This is a genomic window from Halomonas saccharevitans (assembly GCF_032333995.1).
Lineage (GTDB): Bacteria > Pseudomonadota > Gammaproteobacteria > Pseudomonadales > Halomonadaceae > Halomonas > Halomonas saccharevitans.
Window position 1 is genome coordinate 37407 of sequence record NZ_JAVXUR010000006.1, and the last position, 17902, is coordinate 55308.

At 69.3% G+C, this 17902-nt stretch carries 21 protein-coding genes; 12 read left to right on the plus strand and 9 right to left on the minus strand.

The features are described from left to right. Positions 1-46 precede the first annotated feature (46 nt). Positions 47-520, minus strand: a complete 474-nt coding sequence (locus RSO68_RS14095; protein WP_315587036.1) for a Dps family protein — start codon at positions 518-520, stop codon at positions 47-49. Between the two features lie 218 nt (positions 521-738). Here RSO68_RS14095 and RSO68_RS14100 point away from each other — a divergent pair, with 218 nt between their 5' ends. Both RSO68_RS14100 and RSO68_RS14105 read left to right on the plus strand, forming a co-directional pair. Further along, complete coding sequence (locus RSO68_RS14100; protein ID WP_315587037.1) at positions 739-1275, plus strand: hypothetical protein; 537 nt, start codon at positions 739-741, stop codon at positions 1273-1275. After that, on the plus strand, positions 1272-1631 hold the full coding sequence (locus RSO68_RS14105; protein ID WP_315587038.1) for a hypothetical protein: 360 nt from the start codon (positions 1272-1274) through the stop codon (positions 1629-1631). Before RSO68_RS14100 ends, RSO68_RS14105 begins: the two co-directional genes overlap by 4 nt. Positions 1632-1643: 12 nt before the next feature. Here RSO68_RS14105 and RSO68_RS14110 read toward each other — a convergent pair whose 3' ends face one another. After that, positions 1644-2096, minus strand: a complete 453-nt coding sequence (locus RSO68_RS14110; RefSeq protein WP_315587039.1) for an HIT family protein — start codon at positions 2094-2096, stop codon at positions 1644-1646. A gap of 133 nt (positions 2097-2229) precedes the next feature. Between RSO68_RS14110 and RSO68_RS14115 the strand changes: the two genes are divergently transcribed. The 3 genes from RSO68_RS14115 to RSO68_RS14125 all read left to right on the plus strand — a co-directional run bounded on the left by RSO68_RS14115 (position 2230) and on the right by RSO68_RS14125 (position 3607). Further along, the gene (locus tag RSO68_RS14115; protein WP_315587040.1) at positions 2230-2976 is read left to right on the plus strand and encodes a sulfite exporter TauE/SafE family protein; all 747 of its coding nucleotides are present in this window, start codon (positions 2230-2232) and stop codon (positions 2974-2976) included. Between the two features lie 83 nt (positions 2977-3059). Then, on the plus strand, positions 3060-3191 hold the full coding sequence (locus RSO68_RS14120; protein ID WP_315587041.1) for an entericidin A/B family lipoprotein: 132 nt from the start codon (positions 3060-3062) through the stop codon (positions 3189-3191). Positions 3192-3286: 95 nt separating this feature from the next. After that, a complete protein-coding gene (locus RSO68_RS14125) occupies positions 3287-3607 on the plus strand; it encodes an I78 family peptidase inhibitor (RefSeq protein WP_315587042.1) in 321 nt (106 codons plus the stop codon). A gap of 16 nt (positions 3608-3623) precedes the next feature. Here RSO68_RS14125 and RSO68_RS14130 read toward each other — a convergent pair whose 3' ends face one another. The 3 genes from RSO68_RS14130 to RSO68_RS14140 form a co-directional block, all read right to left on the minus strand. Continuing rightward, on the minus strand, positions 3624-4127 hold the full coding sequence (locus RSO68_RS14130) for an acyl-CoA thioesterase (protein ID WP_315587043.1): 504 nt from the start codon (positions 4125-4127) through the stop codon (positions 3624-3626). 107 nt (positions 4128-4234) lie between these two features. Continuing rightward, entirely contained in the window at positions 4235-5545 is a 1311-nt protein-coding gene (locus RSO68_RS14135; protein ID WP_315587044.1) for a short-chain fatty acid transporter, read from the minus strand. Between the two features lie 70 nt (positions 5546-5615). Further along, the gene (locus RSO68_RS14140) at positions 5616-6989 is read right to left on the minus strand and encodes an MATE family efflux transporter (protein ID WP_315587045.1); all 1374 of its coding nucleotides are present in this window, start codon (positions 6987-6989) and stop codon (positions 5616-5618) included. Between the two features lie 150 nt (positions 6990-7139). On the opposite strand from RSO68_RS14140, the gene RSO68_RS14145 reads away from it, so the two are divergent. Beyond that, entirely contained in the window at positions 7140-7460 is a 321-nt protein-coding gene (locus RSO68_RS14145) for a hypothetical protein (RefSeq protein WP_315587046.1), read from the plus strand. 115 nt (positions 7461-7575) lie between these two features. Here the strand turns inward: RSO68_RS14145 and RSO68_RS14150 are convergent, their stop codons facing one another. The 3 genes from RSO68_RS14150 to RSO68_RS14160 all read right to left on the minus strand — a co-directional run bounded on the left by RSO68_RS14150 (position 7576) and on the right by RSO68_RS14160 (position 10255). Beyond that, the gene (locus tag RSO68_RS14150; RefSeq protein ID WP_138182366.1) at positions 7576-7824 is read right to left on the minus strand and encodes a YfhL family 4Fe-4S dicluster ferredoxin; all 249 of its coding nucleotides are present in this window, start codon (positions 7822-7824) and stop codon (positions 7576-7578) included. Between the two features lie 62 nt (positions 7825-7886). Beyond that, positions 7887-8366, minus strand: a complete 480-nt coding sequence (gene coaD, locus RSO68_RS14155; protein WP_315587047.1) for a pantetheine-phosphate adenylyltransferase — start codon at positions 8364-8366, stop codon at positions 7887-7889. Beyond that, positions 8363-10255: a beta-ketoacyl synthase gene (locus RSO68_RS14160; protein ID WP_315587134.1), complete on the minus strand. Its 1893-nt coding sequence runs from the start codon at positions 10253-10255 to the stop codon at positions 8363-8365. The genes coaD and RSO68_RS14160 overlap by 4 nt, the downstream gene beginning before the upstream one ends. A gap of 201 nt (positions 10256-10456) precedes the next feature. Between RSO68_RS14160 and trmB the strand changes: the two genes are divergently transcribed. Beyond that, positions 10457-11146 carry a tRNA (guanine(46)-N(7))-methyltransferase TrmB gene (gene trmB, locus RSO68_RS14165; protein WP_315587048.1) on the plus strand — a complete coding sequence of 230 codons (690 nt, stop codon included), beginning with the start codon at positions 10457-10459 and terminating at the stop codon, positions 11144-11146. A 5-nt stretch (positions 11147-11151) separates the two neighbouring features. Here the strand turns inward: trmB and RSO68_RS14170 are convergent, their stop codons facing one another. Then, a complete protein-coding gene (locus tag RSO68_RS14170) occupies positions 11152-12045 on the minus strand; it encodes a LysR family transcriptional regulator (RefSeq protein WP_315587049.1) in 894 nt (297 codons plus the stop codon). A 119-nt stretch (positions 12046-12164) separates the two neighbouring features. On the opposite strand from RSO68_RS14170, the gene RSO68_RS14175 reads away from it, so the two are divergent. The 5 genes from RSO68_RS14175 (at position 12165) to glnE (ending at position 17848) form a co-directional block, all read left to right on the plus strand. Beyond that, positions 12165-12584 carry a PACE efflux transporter gene (locus tag RSO68_RS14175; RefSeq protein WP_315587050.1) on the plus strand — a complete coding sequence of 140 codons (420 nt, stop codon included), beginning with the start codon at positions 12165-12167 and terminating at the stop codon, positions 12582-12584. Beyond that, the gene (locus RSO68_RS14180; RefSeq protein WP_315587052.1) at positions 12581-12910 is read left to right on the plus strand and encodes a DMT family transporter; all 330 of its coding nucleotides are present in this window, start codon (positions 12581-12583) and stop codon (positions 12908-12910) included. Before RSO68_RS14175 ends, RSO68_RS14180 begins: the two co-directional genes overlap by 4 nt. A 31-nt stretch (positions 12911-12941) precedes the next feature. After that, on the plus strand, positions 12942-14375 hold the full coding sequence (gene dacB, locus RSO68_RS14185) for a D-alanyl-D-alanine carboxypeptidase/D-alanyl-D-alanine endopeptidase (protein WP_315587054.1): 1434 nt from the start codon (positions 12942-12944) through the stop codon (positions 14373-14375). Positions 14376-14394: 19 nt separating this feature from the next. Then, positions 14395-14766, plus strand: a complete 372-nt coding sequence (locus RSO68_RS14190; protein WP_315587135.1) for a diacylglycerol kinase — start codon at positions 14395-14397, stop codon at positions 14764-14766. 76 nt (positions 14767-14842) lie between these two features. Next, a complete protein-coding gene (glnE, locus tag RSO68_RS14195) occupies positions 14843-17848 on the plus strand; it encodes a bifunctional [glutamate--ammonia ligase]-adenylyl-L-tyrosine phosphorylase/[glutamate--ammonia-ligase] adenylyltransferase (RefSeq protein WP_315587055.1) in 3006 nt (1001 codons plus the stop codon). Positions 17849-17902: the final 54 nt, after the last annotated feature.

The following is a 17902-nucleotide window of genomic DNA, read 5'->3' on the forward strand; positions in this document are numbered from 1 at the left end:
GTCGTTCTCATTCGGGCTCGTTCTCATACGGGCTCACGGGAGGCGATCAGCCGAGATAGGCGCCCAGCATCCACACGGTCTTTTCCTGCTCGCGGATGTAGTCGCCAGCCTGGGCGGCGGTACCCTCGTCGTCGGCGTCGGAGGCCAGCGAGAGCAGCTCGCGCTGCAGCTCGATCAGCGTCTGGTACCCCTGGAGCACGCCGCGCACGCAGGCCTCGCCATCGTGGACGTTCTTATCCTCCTCGATCCGGGCGATCTTCACGTAGTCGCTGTAGGCGTGCACCGGGATGTGGCCCAGGGTCAGGATGCGCTCGGCGACCTCGTCGACCTTGGTCAGCAGGTCGGTGTAGAACTCCTCGAACTTCTCATGGAGCTGGAAGAACTGCCGGCCCTTCACGTTCCAGTGATAGCCGCGCACGTTCATGTAGAAGATCTGGTAGTTGGCCAGCAGCTCGTTGAGTTTCTCGGCGAGCTGGCTGGCGCTGGCCTCGTGCAGGCCGATGGTGTTGGTGTCGCTCATGCAATGCCTCCTTGATCGCTTGTTTACAGGGTACGGTGGCTCGCTGGTCGCGGCTAAGCCAATTCTCTCCATGGCCACCATAGCCGATGCCGATGACCTGCGGGCGCCGGGGGTGTGATTCAAGGTCTTGTGCCGCACGCGGCCAACAGACCCCTGCGCGTATCGTGGCCACCGTCATCCGGACTAGACTGAAATTACCCGTTTCTGGAGACGACACCATGCGCACATGGCTGCTGTGGCTGCTGTCGGGCGTGCTGGCCGGATGCCAGATGACGCCGACGACTCTGCCGGAGGCCGAGCCCGCCCCCTCCGCCGAGTGCCGATGGCCCGCGGGGCCCGGCGATGACCTGGACCGCGTGATCACGGCCCTGGAGGCGGAGGGCTTCGTGGTGCGCCACACCGACGCCTCGCTGGGGCTGGTCAGCGCCGACCGGGCCCGCACCACCATCTACCACGACAACGGCATCGAGCGCCTGCCGCGCATCGGCGGCTTCGTGCGCGGCGGCAGCGGCGGCCACATTGGTACGGGCGTGGTGCTCGGCTTCGGCGGCGGCGCCGGGCCGGGCATCGACGAGGCCACCCGCGCCGAGCGGGTCTCGGTGGTGGTCGATGGGCGAGCGCTGCGGGTGAGCCGCGACATTCGCCTGATCGACTGGCGAGGCGACCTGCGCGAATCGCGCAGCGCCAGCGACGCCGACTTCTGCCGCGATCTGCGTCGCGCCATCCGGGCCGTGCCGGCCGGGGAGGCGTCATGACGCGCACGCTGCTGATCCTGCTGCTGGCTACGTGGCTCGCCGGCTGTGCCGCGCCGCCTGCCAGCGCACCGCGCGAGCTGCGCCTGGCGGCAACTCCCGAGGCCACCCTGCGCGAGGCCATGCAGCTGCTGATGGCGCGCGGCTATGTGATTCGCCATGCCGATGACGACTTGGGGCGGCTGGACGCCGCCCTGGCTCGCATGCCGGGCTATGGCGTCTCGCTGCGCGTCTTCGCAGACGCCGAGGGCAGCACCCGTGTCGAGGCCATCGCCACCCGGGGCGGCCGGGCGCTGTCGCCGGGCCTGCTGGACCCTTTTCTCACCGACCTGCGGGCACGGCTGGGACTACTTCCCTGAGGGCGACGCCCCTCAGCCCTGATCGACAGTGCCCTGATCGCCAGAGTCCAGGTCCAGCCGGTCAAGCTCGGCCAGGATGCGCGCGCGCATGTCGGCCAGGGCGTCCGGTTCGTAGGGCTCGGCCCCGCCGTGGCCCCACACCGGCGCCGGCCAGGCGGCGTCCTCGCGGCGACGCACCACGGCGTGCACATGCAGCTGCGCGACCACGTTGCCGAGGCTGGCGATATTGAGCTTGTCGCCCCCGAGGGCCTCGAGCAGGGCCCGACCGACCCGCGTGGCCTCCTGCCACAGCTGCCGCTGGGCCCGCTCGTCGAGTTCGAAGACCTCGCTGACCTCGTGGCGGCGCGGCACCAGCACCAGCCAGGGGAAGCGGGCGTCATCCATCAGCCGCAGCTGGCACAGCGGCAGCTCGGTGATCGGGTAGGTATCCGCCACCAGGCGGGCATCGGGCTCGAAATCCTGCATCGTTCGTCTCCTTTCGCTAGGGCATCCCTTCAGGGCCCATGATGGCACAGCGGAGCGAGGGCGAGCAGATTCCCCCGGCCGGACGGGGCCGGTATGCTGGGCGCCCTTCGACTCGCTACGCACGGATGCCATCATGACGCTGCTCGAGGCCCTCGCCCTGCTGACCATCGGGACCCTGGCCGGTTTCATCAACGTGCTCGCCGCCGGGGGCTCGATGCTCACCCTGCCGCTGCTGATGTTCCTGGGGCTGCCGCCCCAGGCAGCCAACGGCACCAACCGGGTGTCCGTGGCCCTGCAGAGCGTCTCGGCGGTGGTCAGCTTCCTGCGCGCCGGGGCCTCGCACCTGGGGCTCTCCCTGCGGCTGTCGGTGCCGGCGGTTATCGGCTCGCTGATCGGCGCCTGGCTGGCCCTGCAGACCGATGATGCCCTGTTCGAGGCGATCCTGATCGCGGTGATGGCGGGCTCGGCGGTGCTGATGCTGCTGCCCCAGCCGCGGGTGGAGACTCGACCGCTCACCGTCGAGCGCCTCACGCCCGCCGTCTACCTGGCGATGTTCGCCATCGGCCTCTATGGGGGCTTCATCCAGATCGGGGTGGGGATCCTCTTCATCGTGGTGCTCTACCGCATGCTGAAGATCGACCTGGCCCAGGTGAACGTCTTCAAGGTGCTGATCGTGCTGGTCTATACTCTGCCGGCCCTGGCGATCTTCCTGGTCAACGATCAGGTACGCTGGGGCTATGGCTTGATGCTAGCGGCGGGCAGCATGCTGGGCGCCTGGCTGGCGGTGAAGGTCAACATGAGCCCGCGTGGGGCCCTGATCGTCAAGTGGCTGACCCTCACGGTCATCGCGGCGATCATCCTGCGACTGCTGCTGGGGTAGGCGATCTGCGGCGGCGGCAGTCGCGTGCTAGCTTGAAGAGGAATCATCCTTCACTGCACATCGGATAGGCCGAGGAGGCAAGCATGAAACGGACACTCGCACTGATACTCGTCGCGCTGTTCAGCGTGTCGCTGCTCGGTGGCTGCAACACCATCCGCGGCGCCGGGCAGGATATCGAGGAGGGCGGCGAGGCCATCCAGGAATCCAGTTACTGAGTCAGCGTACCGGGCCGCTACCTGCCGGAGCGGCGACCGGCCGTTCCGGGCCCTTCACCATGGACGGGCCCTTCATCATGGAAGAGGAGAAGACCATGCCCCTCAAGGCGCTAGCGCCGCTTCTCGTCGGCCTGCTGCTGGCCGGCTGTGCCGGCTCGTCGACCACACCTGCCCCGGCGCCCGCGCCGCCTCCGCCCGGCGTGGACGCCGGTGATGCCTGCGACGCCGAAGCGCTGCAGGGCCGCGTCGGGCAGCGCTTTACCGCCACCCTCGGGGAGCGGCTGCAGGTCGAGAGCGGCGCCACCACCCTGAGAGTGCTGCGTCCCGGTATGGCCGCCACCCTCGACTATCGCCAGAATCGCCTCACCGTGCGCCTGGACGAGCGCGACCTCATCGCCGCCATCGACTGCGGCTGAGCGCGTCCTTGCCGTTTTAAAGCTCGCCATGCTCCGCCTGGGTGCGGCGCTCCTCCTCCTCGGCCTGCTTGCGCAGCTTCTTGCGCAGGGCCGCCTTCTCGAAGCGCAGTTTCTGCAGGCGGGTGTCCAGTCGTAGCGGCGGCACCCGCGCCGGCTTGCCGTTGTCGTCCACGGCGACCATGGTCAGGTAGCAGCTGTTGGTGTGGCGGATCATCTTGTGGCGGATGTCCTCGGCCACCACCTTGATGCCGATCTCCATGGAGGAGCTGCCCACGTGGTTGACGCAGGCCAGGAAGGTGACCAGCTCGCCGACGTGGATCGGTTGCTTGAACAGCACCTGATCGACGGAGAGTGTCACCACGTAGTGGCCGGCGTAGCGGCTGGCACAGGCATAGGCCACCTCGTCGAGCTTCTTGAGGATGGCGCCGCCGTGCACCTTGCCGCTGAAGTTGGCCATGTCCGGCGTCATCAGCACGGTCATCGAGAGCTCGTGCTGGCCGGGGAGGGTCTGGTCATCCATCTAAGGGGTCTCGTCAGGTTGTGTCACGCGGTTTGTTCAAGCATAACGCCTCGCCCCCGGAAGGGGGGAGCGAGGCGTCGTCGGATCACGCTAGGCGCGACGTCGGTTCAGAACCAGGTCAGGCCGATGGCGATGATGATGCCTGTGATCAGCAGCTGGATCAGGCAGAAGCCCATGATGTCCTTGGCCTTGAGGCCGGCGATCCCGAGCACCGGCAGCGCCCAGAAGGGCTGCAGCAGGTTGGTCCAGGCGTCGCCCCAGGCCACGGCCATGGCCACGCGGGGGATATCCACGCCCAGGGCCTGGGCGGCCGGCAGCATCACCGGGGCCTGCACGGCCCACTGGCCGCCGCCGGAGGGCACGAAGATGTTGACGATGCCGGCACTGATGAAGGACCAGAAGGGCAGGGTCGCCTCGGTGGCGAAGGAGATCAGCGCCCCGGACAGGGATTCGGCGAGCCCGGACTGCACCATGATCGCCATGATGCCGGCGTAGAAGGGGAACTGGATGACGATGCCGGCGCCGCCCTTGATCGCCTCGTGCAGGCTGTTGAGCAGGCTCTGGGGCGTGCGGTGGAGCACGATGGCGAGGAACAGGAACAGCAGGTTCACCACGTTCAGGTTGAGGCCGCCGTCGCGCAGCATGAAGTGGTCGACCAGGAACAGCAGGCCGGGGATGCCGACCAGCCAGGCGAGCGTGGTGCTGTTCTCGAGGCGCTCCGCCGGGCGGGTGATGCGCGGCCGCTTCGTCTCGGTCTCGCCGAGCAGCTTGGGGTCGATGTAGACACTGTCCTTCTCGTCCGGGAGCATCATGCGGTTGACCAGCGGCACCGCCACGAACAGACAGAGCACGATGGCGATGTTGAACAGCGAGAAGATGGTCTCGCCGGTGCCGATCACGCCGATCTGTTCGACGGCGAAGTGCCCCTCGGTGGCGATCACCAGCGGCACGGAGCCGGCCAGCCCGCCGTGCCAGACGACGAAGCCGGAGTAGGCGCTGGCCACCAGCAGGCGATAGTCCACCTTGATCTGGCGGGCCAGCTCCTTGGCGAACAGGGCGCCGACCACCAGGCCGAAGCCCCAGTTGATCCAGCTGGCGGCCAGCGAGACCAGGGTCACCAGCAGGATGGCGGCGCCGGCGTTGTTGGCCATGCCGGCCAGTTTCTGCAGCAGGCGGCTGACGGGGGGCGAGCTTGCCAGCATGAAGCCGGTGACCAGCACCAGCAGCATCTGCATTGAGAAGGTCAGCAGGTTCCAGAAGCCGTCGCCCCAGAAGCGCAGCACCGCCAGCGGGGTCTGGCGCTCCACGGCGATGGCCGCGGCGGCGGCGATGACCGTCAGCAGCAGCACGAAGATGTAGGGGTCGGGCAGGTACCGTTCGACCAGCTTGACGGCCGGCCGTGATAGAGCCTTGAGCATGAGGGTTCCCTTGTTCTGTTGTCTTGTGTGGCGTACCTGACAGAAAGTAGCGCAATCTCAGCGGCTTGTGCTACCCGGGTCGGGGCGCGTCATCAACCCGGGCGGCCGTCACGTCATGGCGCCAGCGGGTGCGGCGATGATGCAGGTAGTAGGCCGCGAGCACCCCCGAGCGCACCAGGGCGAAGGCCAGGAAGGAGAGCCACAGGCCGTGGTTGCCCAGCCCCTGGGTGAGCCACCAGAGCGGCAGGTAGACGGTGAGGCCGGCATAGATGCTGTTGCGCATCTCGCGGATCGCCGTCGCGCCGATGAAGACGCCGTCCAGCAGGTAGCTCCAAACCGCGATCAGCGGCATGACGATCATCCAGGGCAGGTAGGCGCCGGCCGTCTCCCGCACCTCCGGCAGGCCGGTGAGCAGCGCGATCAGCCCCTTGCCGCCCAGGGCGAAGGCCAGCGCGGCGACGCCCGCGGTGACCAGCGAGAAGCGCGCGGCGCTGCCGACGACCTTGCCGAACTCGTCGAAGCGCCGGCGACCCACGGCGCGGCCGGCCAGCGCCTCGGCAGCATGGGCGAAGCCGTCCAGGGCGTAGCTGGTCAGCATGATGAACTGCAGCAGCACGGCGTTGGCGGCCAGCACGGTATCGCCCTGGGCGGCGCCGCGGGAGGTAAAGAAGGCCATGGCGAACAGCAGGCCCAGGGTGCGCACGAAGAGGTTGGCGTTGACCCGGAAGAGCTCGCCGTAGGCGGAAAGCCTCAGGACCTGACTGCGCAGGAAGTGCCCCGAGAGCCATCTGAGCTGGCGTGCTACCAGCCACAGGCCGAAGGCTAGTGCCGTATAGTCGGCGATCACCGTGGCCCAGGCCACGCCGTCGCTGGTCATGCCCAGCCCCACCACGAACAGCAGGTCCAGCGCGATGTTGACGCCGTTGGTCAGCACCAGGATGGCCAGCGTGACCCGCGAGTTCTGCTGGCCGAGGAACCAGCCGAGGATGGCGTAGTTGGCCAGCACCGCCGGCGCCGAGAGCAGGCGGATGCGGGCATACTCCGCGGCGAGCTCGGTGGCTACCTCGCTGCCGTCGAGCAGCCACAGCCCCAGCCTCACCAAGGGGCCGCCGGCCAGTATCAGCCCCAGGCCGATCACCAGGGCGAGCAGCAGCGACTGGCCGAGCAGGTTGCGCACCTCGCCATCGGCCTCGCGTCCCACCGCCTGGGAGGTGAGGCCGGTGGTGCCCATGCGCAGGAAGCCGAAGCCCCAGTAGAGGAAGCTGAACAGCGTGGCGCCGAGGGTCACCCCGGCGAGATAGCGCGAGTCGGGCAGGTGGCCGACCACGGCGGTATCGACCAGCCCGAGCAGCGGCACGGTGATATTGGAGAGGATGATCGGCCAGGCCAGCGCCCAAATACGCTGAGGAGCGGGCGTGGTGGCGGTGGTAGAAGCAGAGGTCACGATGGCTCCGGTCGAGACGCGAAGGCGGCAGGATGGGCGGAGTCGTGAGAAGGTGCAACCGCTTGATCGCGCTAAAACCCAGCTACGCTTGAACGAGGTAGCGAGGGCGTCGACGGCGCCCTGATTGGAACGCACGAGGGAGGGAGCGACATGAAGCGAATGAGCGGTGTTGGGACGGGGCTTGCCCTCGTGCTGGCCATGTCGGTGGCGGGGCAGTCGGCCATGGCCATCGGTAATGACGAGACGATCCAACCGAGTGGCGGTGCGATGATCGTCGATGCGGTCGTCGCCCGGCCGCTGCTGGCGGCCGCTACGCTTGGCGGCACGGCAATCTTTCTGGTGTCGCTGCCGTTTTCGGCCCTGGGTGGCAACGTCGATACGGCCGCCGATACCCTGATCAAGACCCCGGCCGAGGCGACCTTTCGGCGCTGCCTGGGGTGCAAGGTGAGCCGTCGCGCCGACGAGATGTAGACCCTACGGGCCAGGCAGTGTCAGCTGCCCCACAACGAGACGGCCCCCGCTCGATGAGCGGGGCACCGGATTTGTGCCTGGGAGGTTGATGACTGCCGGAGGGTGGGGAGCGGGATCAAGCCGCGGTGATGCGGTGGTACTTCTCCATCAGCTCGTCGCGGCTCTCCGCGCGCTCCGGGTCGAGCGGGATGCAGTCCACCGGGCAGACCTGCTGGCACTGCGGCTCGTCGTAGTGGCCGACGCACTCGGTGCACAGGTTCGGGTCGATGATGTAGATCTCTTCCCCCGGCGAGATGGCGCCGTTGGGGCATTCGGGTTCGCAGACGTCGCAGTTGATGCACTCGTCGGTGATCATCAGGGCCATGGGGTACCTCATGGAAGTCGCTGGCCGGCAAGCGAGCTCGGGGATAATCCCGAGCGTCAGAGTCAGGTATTGTAATGGCTGTTGAGCGTCTCGGCGACCCTGGGGTGCACGTGTTTGGAGACGTCGCCGCCGAGGCGGGCGATCTCGCGGACCAGCGTGGAGGAGATGTAGGAGTTCTCGACCTCCGGCGTCAGGAAGACCGTCTCGAGCTCCGGCATCTGGGCACGGTTCATGTTGGCCAGCTGCAGCTCGTACTCGAAGTCGGACACCGCGCGCAGGCCGCGCACCAGCACGCGTGCCTGCTGCTGCTTCATGAACTCGGTCATCAGCCCCGAGAAGCCCACCACCTCGACGTTGTCGAGCCCGGCGACGACTTCCCGGGTCAGGGCGATGCGGGTATCGAGATCTAGCGCCGGCCCCTTGCCGGGGCTGGTGGCGATGGCCACCACGACTCGGTCGAAGAGCATCGAGGCGCGCTCGATCAGGTCGAGATGGCCGTTGGTGATGGGATCGAAGGTCCCCGGGTAGACGGCGGTATTCATGAGTCGCCCTCGTCCTCCAGGCGTCCGAAGGGGTTGTCGACGGCCAGCGAGACCGGTTGGGCATAGCCGGGGATGTGAATCCGGTCCCTGCCGACCTCGAGTTCCGGGCCCTCCAGCACGCCCTCGCCGAAGCGATAGCGGGCCTGGAAGTGGCCTCGGTCGGCGGCCTGATGATAGGCCGCGGCCACCTCGCGGGTGGCCTCGCGGCGCACCCGCCAGTCGCTCATCGCGGCCTCGCCGTGGCGCTTGGTCAGCAGCCGCTCGGTGACCGCGGGGGAGAGCACCACGCCGGTGGCGTTGTTGCCGCCGAAGCCCTTGGCGTTGATGAAGGCGGCGTCCGCGGTGAAGGGCTGCGGGTCGCGGAAAAGTCGCAGGTGCTCGGCATGCACGTCGTCGGCCACGGCGTCCAGGGTGAAGATGCCGGGCAGCAGTCCGTGGGCGAAGCTGCCCAGTGCGCTGGTCAGCTGATCGCCGGCGGCGCTGCCCTGGGAGTGACCGACGAAGGCCTTCACCGCCACCACCGGCCAGTCGCTGATGCCGTGGGCGCGGGCCACCCGGTCGAAGACGTGGGACTCGGTGATGCGGTTCTTGGGCGTGCTGGTGCCGTGGGCATGCAGGAAGGTGCGCTCGCGCAGGGCCTTCTCGCCGAGCATGTCGCGCACCAGCGCAGCCGACTTGGCCAGCGAGATGTAGTTGCCGATGCCCGGCGCCGAGATCGAGCGCTTCCAGCCGTCGGCATTGACGAACACCGCCGGCACGCTGCCGAGGATCTCGGCGCCGGACTCCAGCGCGAGGGCGTCGTCCATCAGCATCACGAACTGGCTGGACTCGCCCATGGTGAAGCCGCAGTTGCGGGCGAAGGGGCGGCAGGCGCGCTGGTAGTCCGCATCGGTGAGCAGCTCGAGAGCATCCAGGGCCTTTAGGCCGTCGTCGTCGGCCAGCGCCCCCATGCTGCGAAAGCCCTCGATGACCTCGGGGGTGATCGGGGCGTCGGCGGTACCGACCATCACCACCCGCCGCCGGCCGGCACGGATGTCGTCCACGCCCAGGCGCAGGTTGTAGAGGAAGCTGGCGCAGGCGCCCAGCGCCGCTCCGGTGCCGCCCACGCTGCCGAGCACATAGGCGTTGATGAAGTCGGCGGGCATCTGGCCATAGCCCAGCGGCATCTGCTTGGAGGTGGCACGCTTGCCGGAGCTGAAGCTCTTGAGCAGGCCGCCCCAGCCCTCGTCGTCGAGCTGGCCGATGGAGTTGCCGGCGTAGACGGCGACCTCGTCGGGATCCAGGCGGTCGCGCAGGCTGTCCCACTCCAGGCCGCTGTCGCCCAGGCAGTCGCTGGCGGCGAAGATCGTCATGGCGAGGCCGCGGGGGTGGTGCACGCTGCGATAGAGGCGGCTGGGCTCGAAACCGGTCGGCAGCTGGCCGCCGGCGCGCACCTGGGCCTGGCGCGTCTCGGGCAGCATCACGTCCATGCTGCCGGCGGGCACGGTGACTTCCAGGTTCTGGCGGTCCAATTCGCGCACCTGCCAGGTGGCCGGCAGGACGTCGGGCAGCTGGCGGCGGCGGATGCGGAAGGTCAGCGGCGCGTCGAGGGCAAGGCTCGCCTTGCGGTTGGCCGGCAGGCCCTCCTCGTTGAAGCGGGCATCCTCGATGCGTCGAATCAGGGTATGGTCGAGCACCTGCTGACGGGTCTGCTCGACGATTCCGGCGGCATCCAGGGAGCGGCCTTCGGCGTCATGCCAGGCGCCATCGGCCTGGCCGTCGGCCAGGCGCATCATGGCCGCGAGGCCGAGCAGGGTACGGGCCTGAACGTCGTCGGGCAGGGCATCGAGCACGGTACGGCGAAATGCCTGGTGGCCCGAGGTTCGGCCGGCGGGATTCACGCCGCCCATGCCGACGATCACCGGTAAGTGTGGCAAGCCGGATTCCTCGTTGTGCGGTTGATGTCGTGGCTGCAATGTTAGGCCATCGATCATAGCACCCGGCCCGCGGTGGCGTCATGCCGGCGCCCGTGCGCCCGGGGCGATCGAGCATGGATCTGTCGCACGCGGCTGGTAGAATACTTCGCCCTTTTCGCCCCCGAGCCCGCTGCCATGACTGCCCGTTCGCGATCCATCGTCAGCCGCCAGACCGGCCCCCATGAGGACCTGCCCCGCCGCGTGGCCCGTGCCCTGGCGCATCCCCTGCGCAAGCCCCTGGCCGCCCATACCCGCGAGGCCTTCGTCGAGGCACAGGCGTGGCGCGAGCGGCGCGGCGAGGCGCCCCTGATCCTTGATGCGGGCTGCGGGGTGGGGCTCTCGACCCGCCGGCTGGCCGAGCGTTTTCCCGATTGCTCGGTGCTCGGCGTGGATCGCAGCGCCGATCGTCTCTCCCGGGACCACGGCCGGCTGCCGGACAACGCCCTGCTGGTGCGCGCCGACCTGGTGGACTTCTGGCGCCTGGCCCTGGAAGCCGACTGGCGCCTGCGGCGCCACTACCTGCTCTACCCGAACCCCTACCCCAAGGCCGCGCACCTCAAGATGCGCTGGCAGGGCCACCCGGTGCTGCCGGCGATCCTGGCGCTGGGCGGTCGGCTGCAACTGCGCTCCAACTGGCGGATCTATGTCGAGGAGTTCGCCCTGGCGGTGACCCAGGCCACCGGGGTGGCCGCTGCGGCCGAGCCCTTCGCGCCGGGCCCCGACTACCTGACCCCCTTCGAACAGAAGTACCATGCCAGCGGCCAGGCGCTGTGGCGGCTGGTGGTCGAACTGCCCCACGCCCCCGGGCTGGTGCCCGACGGCTGACGGCGTCAGCGCCCCCGGCGGTCTCGGAAGCGCTCGCCGAGGGTGTGGCGTAGCCAGCGGGCGATGGGTCCGCGGTCGGCGTCGCGCCGCGAGACCGTCTCCACCTCGATGACCGGCGCCATGCCGAGCCCTTCGCCCCTGAGCTCCACCAGGTCGTCGCGAAAGGGCGGGTAGAGGGCGATATGGCGCGGCACCAGCGCCCAGCCAAGCCCCCGGGTGGCGAGCTCGGCCATGGAGTAGAAGCTGTTGAGACGCCAAAACTGCGTCGCGAGTGGCGCCTGGCTGTCGCTTGCGCCGCGCGAGGCGATCAGCAGCTGGCGATGGGCGGCGAGGTCGCCGACGCTCGGCGAGGAGAGCGCGGCCAGCGGATGGTGGCGGGCGACCACCAGCGCCTGCTGCAGGTGGGCGATGCGGATGCCCTCCAGCACCGGGCCCTGGCCTTGCTGGCGCAGCAGGATGCCGAGATCGGCGGTGCGATCCTCCACCCAGCCGGCGATGTCGCCCTGGGCGCCGTAGAGCAGGGTCAGCTGCAGGGCGGGATAGTGGCGCGCCAGCGCCTCCAGGGTCTCGTCCACCGGCGGCATCTCCACCAGGGCCTCGTCGATGGCCAGCACCAGCCGGGCCTCCTCGCCCTGGGCGATGGCCCGGGCGCGAGCGTCCAGCCGCTGGCACTGGCGAATCACCGCCCGGGCCTCGTGGAGCAGGGCCTCGCCGGCCCGGGTCAGGCGCGGCAGCCGGGCGCTGCGGTCGAACAGCGGGCAGTCGAGGTCGGCCTCCAGGTGGGCGATGGCGGTGCTGACCGCCGACTGGGCGCGACCCAGGTGGCGTGCGGCCGAGGAGAAGGAGCCTCGCTCGGCGCAGGCGATGAGGATCTCCAGCTGATCGAGGCTCCAGCGCATGGGCGTGACCTATCTGTTTTTCTGATGGTTTCCAACTCGTATCCATCGCCATGATGGCGAGAATGGGGGCCATCGTCGAGGCTTCGCGCCTCGACCGTTCACGGGTGAGGAGGTGCATGATGCGTTCCTGGAAAGAGCGCGTGACCCACATGGTGCTGTTCGAGGCGATCGGCCTGGCCATCGTGATTCCACTGAGCAGCGTGCTCAGCGGCCACGACGCCGGGGCCATCGGCGTCATGGCAGTGGGGCTCGCCAGCGCCGCGATGCTCTGGAATCTGGTCTGGAATCGGCTGTTCGATATCTGGGTGCCGACCCGGCGGCGCAGCCTGGCCCAGCGCATCGCCCAGGCGCTGGGCTTCGAGCTGGGCCTGCTCATCGCCACCCTGCCGGTGGTGGCCTGGTGGCTTGAGATCGGCCTGGTCGAGGCCTTCTGGCTGGATCTCGGCTTCATGTTGTTCTTCCTGGTCTATGCCCTGTTCTTCAACACGGCGTTCGATCGCTTGATGCGCCGCCGTCTGGCGCGGCAGGAGGCCGTATGACCTATCTCTATCTGGCGCTCGCCATCATCGCCGAGGTGGTCGCCACCAGCGCGCTGAAGTCCTCGGTCGGCTTCACGCGCCTGTGGCCCAGCGTATTGGTGCTGGTTGGCTACGGGCTGGCCTTCTACCTGCTCGCCCTGGTGCTGAAATCCCTGCCGGTGGGCATTGCCTACGCCTTCTGGGCGGGGCTCGGCATCGTGCTGGTGACCCTGGTGGGCATCCTGGTCTACGGCGAGAAGCCTGACCTGCCGGCGCTGCTGGGCCTTGCGATGATCGTTGGCGGCGTGGTGGTAATTCAGGTGTTCTCTTCGGTTGCGTCCCATTAAGCTTGGGCCTTCGGTGATGCCTGGAGGTCCCATGTTCCGTCGACCGCTCTTCTGCGTGCTTTTGACGCTGCTGCCACTGCTCGTCGAGGCGAGCGGTTTCTCGCGCCTTGCCGAGCTCACCGACGAGGGCTTTCTGGTCGGCGCCGAGGCGCGGCTGCTCGGCGGCGGCGAGCGTCTGGGGAGCATCGATCCCGAGCGTCAGCTCTCGCCGGCCTCGGTCTCCAAGGTCTACGTGGCGGCGGCGGCGCTGGATCGCTGGGGTCCCCAGTACCGGTTCACCAGCCGCCTGGTGAGCACGGTCGAGCCCGACGCCGAGGGCGTGCTGGCGGGCGACCTGGTCTTCGATGGCGGCGGTGACCCCGCCCTGACCAGCGAGGACCTGTGGCGCCTGGTGCAGCGCCTGCATCAGGCCGGGGTGCGACGCGTCGACGGCCGACTAGTGATCAGCCAGTGGCGCTACGGGCCGGTCGAGTGCCTGACCACCGATCGCTGCCAGGCGCATTCCCGGGTGGCCAACGCCTACAGCGCGCTGCTCTCCTCGGCCGGGGTCAACTTCGGCAGCTGGTGCGTCTCCGTGGTGCCCGCCGCCTCGGCCGGCCAGCCGGCGCGCATCAACAGCTGCGACAGCCAGGCGCCGATTGTCGAGATCGACAACCGCGTCGAGACCAAGCCGGATGACAGCGGCACCAAGCTCAACGCCGAGCGGGTACTGCGCGACAGCGGCGACGTCATGGTGCTGCGCGGGCAGATCTCCACCAATGCCCGGCCGCGCCGGGTCTACCGGGCGAGCTCCGACCCGGCGCAACAGACCGCCCACACCCTGCAAGCGATGCTCGAGCAGGCCGGCATCACGCTTGGCGACGGCGTCTCGGTGTCGGCCAGCGAACCGCCGGCCGCAGCCCGGCGGCTGGCCGCCGTGGAGGGCGAGCCGCTGCAGGAGCTTCTGTTGCGCACCCTGAACTACTCCAACAACTTCATGGCCGATGTGCTGGCCCTGAACCTGGTCGAGGCGCCGCGGGCCAGCCTGGAACAGGGCGGGGCGGCGCTGGAAGCCTTCGCGGCCGAGACGTCCGGCCACGGTCCCGTGACGCTGCGCAGCGGCAGTGGCCTGACGCCCGAGAACCGCACCTCGGCCGCCGGGGTGAATGCCCTGCTGGAGCGCATGTACCATCGTCCGGCGCTGTTCCCCAGCTTCGTCGCCGCCCTGCAGTCGCCGGGCAACGGCGTAATGCGCTTCATGCGGCGTGGCTCGGCCACCTTCCAGCACCACGTCATGCTCAAGACCGGCACCCTCAACCAGCCGGTGGCGGTGCGTGCCGTGGGCGGCTACTTCCGCACCCGCTCAGGGCAGTGGGGCGTGTTCAGCGCGCTGGTCAACGGCACCGCCACCACGCCCTGGCTCAACTGGCGACAGGTGCTCGACCCGCTGGCCGCCGACCTGGAGGAGATGATCGATGCCCACTGAATCCACCGGAGCGCCCGAGATGAAGCCCGGATACACAGGATGGCGCCACCTGATTCACTCGACCCGCTACTCGCTGTTGGGGCTGCGCGCGGCCTTCCGCCACGAGGCGGCGTTTCGCCAGGAGGTCGTGGCCTGCCTGCTGCTGCTGCCGCTGGCGCTTTGGATCGGCGAGGGCCCGGTGGAGTGGATCCTGCTGGCGGGCAGCTGCCTGCTGGTGCTGATCGTCGAACTGCTCAACAGCGCCATCGAGTGCGCGGTGGATCGCATCGGCCCCGAGCGTCACGAGCTCGCCGGCCGGGCCAAGGACATCGGCTCGGCGGCGGTGATGCTGGCGCTCGCCCTCGCCGGGCTGGCCTGGGGCCTGCTGGCCTGGCAGAAATTCCTCGCCTGAGGCGCCCGGCCGGGTTATGGGGCGGGGCCGGCTTCGCTTATGCTGAAGGCATTCGAGAACCGGATGCGAGATGCACATGGCCCTGCCCGACGACTTCCTGCCGCTGGATGACATTCCCGAGCCGCTGAAGGCTCCCCTGGCGCACACCCGCGACCGGCTGGCGAGCTCGCTCGGCGAGGCCGAGAATCTGGCCGAGATGACCGGCAACGACTCCCCGCTGGAGGACTGGCTGTCGCTGTCGGACGAGCGTCGCCGGCAGCTCGCTCGGGTGCTCGCCATCTCGTCGTTCGTCGCCGAGACCCTGGTGCGCGATCCCGAGTGGCTGCTGCACCTGGACGCCAGCGGCGAGCTGGAGGAGCCCCCCTCGGCGGAGGCGCTGCGCCAGTGGCTCGACGAGCGGCTCGAGGCCGCCGAGGACGAGGCGGCCCTGCACGCCGCCATCCGCCGTTTTCGCCGCGCGCGCATGCTGGGCATCGTCTGGCGGGACCTGACGCGCCCGCCGGGCCTCGACATGTGGGGCACCGCGGCGGCCGTGTCGCGGCTCGCCGAGACCTGCCTGGAAGGCGCGCTCGGCTGGCTGGAGGCGCACTTCGCGCCGCGCTGGGGGCGGCCCGCCCCACGCCGCGACGGCAGCGAGCAGCGCCTGGTGGTGCTGGGCATGGGCAAGCTCGGCGCCGGCGAGCTCAACCTCTCCTCTGACATCGACCTGATCTTCGCCTTCCCCGAGAAGGGCGAGACCGAGGGCGGGCGCAAGTCTCTGGAGCACCAGGAGTACTTCACCAAGCTCGGCCAGAAGCTGATCGGCGCCCTGGACGCCGTGACCGCCGAGGGCTTCGCCTTCCGCGTCGACATGCGGCTGCGCCCGCTGGGCGACGGCGGGCCGCTGGTGGGCGGCTTCGCCTCGCTGGCCGGCTACTATCAGGATCAGGGCCGCGAGTGGGAGCGCTACGCCATGCTCAAGGCGCGCCCGGTGGCCGGCGACCTGGAGGCCGGCGCCGAGCTGCTGGCGAGCCTGCGCCCCTTCGTCTATCGCAAGTACCTCGACTTCGGCGCCATCGAGTCGCTGCGCGAGCTCAAGGCGATGATCAACCGCGAGGTGCGCCGCCGCAGCATGCAGGGCAACATCAAGCTCGGCCCCGGCGGCATCCGCGAGGTGGAGTTCGTGGTCCAGGCCTTCCAGCTGATCCGCGGCGGTCGCGACACCGAGCTGCAGGTCACATCGCTCAAGACCGCCCTAGAGCGCCTGCCCGAGCTCGGCCTGCTGCCCGGCGAGGTGGTCGACGAGCTGACCCCGGACTACGTCTTCCTGCGCGACCTGGAGCACGCGCTGCAGGCCCTGGAGGATCGCCAGACCCAGACACTGCCCGACGGCGACATCGACCGCGAGCGGGCGGCCCTGGCGCTGGACATGGAGGACTGGCCGGCGCTGATGGCGCGGCTCGACGAGGTGCGCGAACGGGTGCGCCGCCACTTCGACGCCGTCATCGCCGAGCCCGAGGAGGAGGTCGAGGAGGCCGACGCGCCCGAGGCCACCGGCGTCGCGAGCCTCGAGGAGTGGCGCGCGCTGTGGCGCGGCGAGCTGGAGGACGACGAGGCACGCTCGCTGCTCGAGGAGGCCGGGCTCGCCGAGCCGGACGTCGCCATGCGCCGGCTGCGCGCGCTGCGCCACGCCCGCGCGGTGAAGACCATGCAGCGCATCGGCTTCGAGCGGCTCGATGCCCTGATGCCACTGCTGCTCGACGCCGTGGCCGAGAGCGAGACCCCCGATATCGCCCTGGAGCGGGTACTGCCGCTGATCGAGGCGGTGCTGCGCCGCACCGCCTACCTGGCGTTGCTGCGCGAGAACCCGGAGGCCCTGGGGCACCTGATGAAGCTGTGCAGCGCCAGCCCCTGGATCGCCACCCAGCTCGCGCGCCATCCGATACTTCTCGACGAGCTGCTGACTCCGGAGACCCTCTACACTCCCGCCGACAAGGCGCGCCTGGCCGACGAGCTGCGCCAGGCCCTGGGACGGATCCCCGAGGACGACGAGGAGGCCCAGCTCGAGGCGCTGCGCGTCTTCAAGCACGCCCAGGTGCTGCACGTGGCGGCCTCCGACATCGCCGGCACCCGCCACCTGATGAAGGTCAGCGACTACCTCACCTATATCGCCGAGGTGGTGCTTGAGGCAGTGCTGGCCATGGCCTGGCAGCATCTGACCCGCAAGCACGGCTTCCCGGAACGTCGCAGGGGAAATCGCGGGGAAGGTCATGAGGGGAAGCGCTGCGGCAACGCGCCGGAGTTCCTGGTCGTCGGCTACGGCAAGCTCGGCGGCATCGAGCTCGGCTACGGCTCCGACCTGGACCTCGTGTTCCTCCACGACGGCGCCACCCAGGGCAGCACCGACGGGGCGCGGCCCATCGACAACGCCGTCTTCTTCACCCGGCTCGGCCAGCGCATCATCCACCTGCTCACCGCCGTGACCCCGGCGGGCAGCCTCTACGAGGTCGACATGCGCCTGCGGCCCTCGGGCAACTCGGGCCTTCTGGTCTCGACGCTGGACGCCTTCGCCGACTACCAGCGCGAGCAGGCCTGGACCTGGGAGCACCAGGCGCTGGTGCGGGCCCGGGTGGTGGCCGGCGACCGGGCGCTGGCCGAGCGCTTTGACACGCTGCGCGGCGAGATCCTCGGCCGCGAGCGCGACCTCGCGGCGCTGCGCGTGGAGGTGGTGAAGATGCGCCACAAGATGCGCGACCACCTGGGCACCCGGGGCCAGGGCGACGACTTCGACCTCAAGCACGACCCCGGCGGCATGGTGGATATCGAGTTCCTCTGCCAGTTCGCGGTGCTCTCCATGGGTCACGAGACCTCCGACCTGCTGGTCTACAGCGACAACATGCGCATCCTCGAGACCCTCGAGGCAACCGGGCGGCTGTCCGCCGACGAGTGTCGGCGACTGCGCGAGGCCTACCTGGCCTGTCGCACCGCCGCCCATCGCGCGGCCCTGACCGGCGAGCCGGCGCGCGGGCGCAACGCTGATTTCCAGGCGCATCGCGATGCCGTCATCGCGCTTTGGCAGCGCCTGCTCGAGGCGGCGTCCTGATCGGATCGCTCTCAAACCGACATCCTCAAGCCGACATCACCCTCAAGGAAGGCG